This window comes from Anaerolineales bacterium (genome assembly GCA_022866145.1).
Lineage (GTDB): Bacteria > Chloroflexota > Anaerolineae > Anaerolineales > E44-bin32 > PFL42.
The window spans coordinates 1-2793 of record JALHUE010000293.1; the positions used below are offsets into that span (position 1 = coordinate 1).

Consider the following 2793-nt stretch of genomic DNA (forward strand, 5'->3'; position numbering starts at 1 on the left):
AGTCGGGGGGGCATGAGGTTCCAGGTTAGTTTGTTGGGTCAACCAACGAAGTACAACCCAGTCTAGCACGCGCGTGCCGTCGATGTCAACCGACGAAACTCACCGATCTGTGCGCCGGGCGCCAGCTGGCGTCGGTCGCCAGGCTCCTGGCCGGGCCGGGGTTTGTCGGAACACTATAGCGGCCATCCACCGACACCCCGGGGGGCCGGGCAGGTCGAGGCGGCGCGGATTCCGCCTCACAAGAGGGCATGCTACACTGAATACGCCCGCAGCTTCCGCCAGGAGGACGTGCTATGAGGGTAATCAGCGAGGGTCGGGGGCCGATGCTGCAGCCGCCCGATGTCAACGCCTTCCGCGCCTGGAACCGCCGCAAGCCCAAAGGCCTGATCGATAAGCGCATGTCCGAGGCCGAGGCGATCCGGCGTTTCGTCCACGACGGCGATTACCTCGGCACCGAACTCTACGGCAGCGTCCGAGCGCCGATGTCCTTGGTGCGCGAGCTGATCCGTCAGGGACGCAAGGACTTGCGCGTCGCCGGCCAGAGCGTCCTGGAGATCGACTTGCTGCTCGGCGCCTCCATGGTCAAGGCTACCGACTTCACTTACATCGGGCTCGAGCTTTACGGCGTGTCGAACGTCCTGCGACGGGAAGTGGACTCTGGCAACCTCGAGCAGATCGTCGAGTGGAGCAATGCCGGCCTCGCCTGGCGCTTCAAGGCCGCCGCAATGGGGGTGCCGTTCCTGCCGATGCGCTCGATGCTCGGCACGGATACTTTCAACTACAGTGCCGCCAAGGTGGTGGAATGTCCCTTCACCGGCGACCCGATCGGCCTGGTGCCGGCTTTGATCCTCGATGCGGGCCTGATCCACGTCCACCGGGCGGACAAGTATGGCAATGCCCAGATCGACGGCATCAGCGGCTTCGCCCATGAAATGTCGCGTGCCAGTCGCCGTCTGATCCTGAGCACCGAGGAGATCGTCGACACCGAGGTCATTCGTGCCCAGCCCGATCGCACGATCATTCCCTACTACCTGGTCGACGCCGTTGTGGAAGCCCCGTTCGGTTCGCACCCCGGCGAGATGTGCTACGTGTACGAGCGCGACGAGCCGGCGATCAAGGAGTGGGTCGAGGCCTCGAAGACGGCCGAGTCAACCCGCGCCTATCTCGCACGCTACATCCATGGACCGGCTGACCATGCAGCCTACCTGGAGTTGTTCGGCCAGGCGCGGCTGGCGGAGTTGCGGGCGATGGTGCCGGGGAGGGGGGCATGAGTGAGCCAGGCTACAACCCGAGCGAGCTGCTGATCTGCTCTGCGGCCCGGCTGATGACCGACAACACGACGGCCTTCGTCGGAACGGGGCTCCCGATGCTGGCGGCGGCCCTCGCCCAGAAGATGCATGCCCCCAACCTGATGACGATCTTCGAGTTTGGCGGCACCGGGGCCATCCTGGATGACCTGCCGATTGCGGTCGGCGGACGGCGCACCTTCCATCGGGCGTTGGCGGCGGCCGGCATCTGTGACGTGATCGAGGCCGCCCAGCGCGGCTTCGTCGAGTACGGCTTCCTCGGTGGGGCGCAGATCGATCCCTACGGAAACCTCAACAGCACCGTGATCGGCGACCACGATCATCCCAAGGTCCGCCTGCCTGGCAGTGGCGGCGCCAACGACGTCGGCTCGCAGTGCTGGCAGACGATCGCCATCATGCGCCATGACCGCCAGCGCTTCGTCGAGAAGGTCGACTTCGTGACCACGCCCGGCTACCTCACCGGCCCGGGGGCGCGTGAGGCGGCGGGCCTGCCGCCTGGCACCGGCCCGTACCGCGTGGTCACCAACCTGGCGATCCTCGGCTATCATCCGGAGACCAAGCGCATGCAGCTCGTGGCGACCCAGCCGGGGATCAGCCTGCAGCAGGTTCAGGAAGCGACCGGCTTTGCCCTCGAACCCGCAGGCCCGGTGAGCGAGAACCCTGAGCCCAGCGCAGAAGAACTTCACATTCTGCGCGAGCAAGTCGATCGCGAGCGTTTCTACATCTAGCCGATGACCGAGGCTGGCAATGGCCTCCCCGAGGAGCCGGGCATAGGGCAGGCGACGCGCCGCCCGCCAAGAGGCCTGCGCCCCTGGATGGGCTGCCTTGCCAGCTTGCTGTTGGCCCTGGTGTGCCTGTGTCCGACCTGGACCCTGCTGTGGATGGGGATGCGTGGCGACATCGTGCTGAGCGCCGGCCAGCCAGGCGAGATCCGGCTGTGGCTGGCGCGCGCCAATCAGGGCGCCGCCCTGGCTTTGTCATTCACGCGCCCGACTTCCTCAAGCCTGGGGGATGACTGCCTGCAGACGCGCGTCCGGTTCCTGCCGCTCAGCCTCAGCCCGGCAATTGAAGCGGCGGTCTACTGCAGCTGCTCGGCAGATGGCTGGAATCCGGTTGCGCCTTCGGGGGCCTGTCCGCAGTGAGCGATTCCCGCCGAGGCACCCCCAATGCCGGGCCGCTCCCGGTGGGCCAGGTCCTGGAAGGCGATTGTCTCCAGGTGCTGCAGACCCTGCCGGAGCGCTCGATCGATTTGGTCTTCGCCGACCCGCCGTACAACCTGCAGCTGCGCCAGGAGTTGTGGCGGCCCAACCAGACGCGGGTCGATGCGGTCGACGATGATTGGGACCAATTCGAAGGTTTCGCAGAATACGATGCATTCTCGCGCGCCTGGCTGCAAGCCTGTCACAGGGTGCTCAAGCCGCAGGGCAGCCTGTGGGTGATCGGCACCTATCACAACATCTTCCGCCTCGGGACGATCCTGCAGGAC

4 protein-coding genes are annotated in these 2793 nt (G+C 66.1%); all 4 read left to right on the forward strand.

From position 1 onward, the window contains the following. The first annotated feature begins 293 nt into the window (after positions 1 to 293). Positions 294 to 1271, forward strand: a complete 978-nt coding sequence (locus tag MUO23_09040; GenBank protein MCJ7513100.1) for a hypothetical protein — start codon at positions 294 to 296, stop codon at positions 1269 to 1271. Then, entirely contained in the window at positions 1268 to 2035 is a 768-nt protein-coding gene (locus tag MUO23_09045; GenBank protein MCJ7513101.1) for a CoA-transferase subunit beta, read from the forward strand. Before MUO23_09040 ends, MUO23_09045 begins: the two co-directional genes overlap by 4 nt. Positions 2036 to 2122: 87 nt before the next feature. Continuing rightward, entirely contained in the window at positions 2123 to 2449 is a 327-nt protein-coding gene (locus MUO23_09050; protein MCJ7513102.1) for a hypothetical protein, read from the forward strand. A gap of 41 nt (positions 2450 to 2490) precedes the next feature. Then, positions 2491 to 2793: site-specific DNA-methyltransferase (locus MUO23_09055; protein MCJ7513103.1), on the forward strand; the 303-nt coding region annotated here is incomplete at its 3' end.

Coding starts and splice junctions, on each gene's coding strand:
- MUO23_09040 (MCJ7513100.1), top strand. CDS start 294: ATGAGGGTAATCAGCGAGGGTCGGGGGCCGATGCTGCAGCCGCCCGAT.
- MUO23_09045 (MCJ7513101.1), top strand. CDS start 1,268: ATGAGTGAGCCAGGCTACAACCCGAGCGAGCTGCTGATCTGCTCTGCG.
- MUO23_09050 (MCJ7513102.1), top strand. CDS start 2,123: ATGGGCTGCCTTGCCAGCTTGCTGTTGGCCCTGGTGTGCCTGTGTCCG.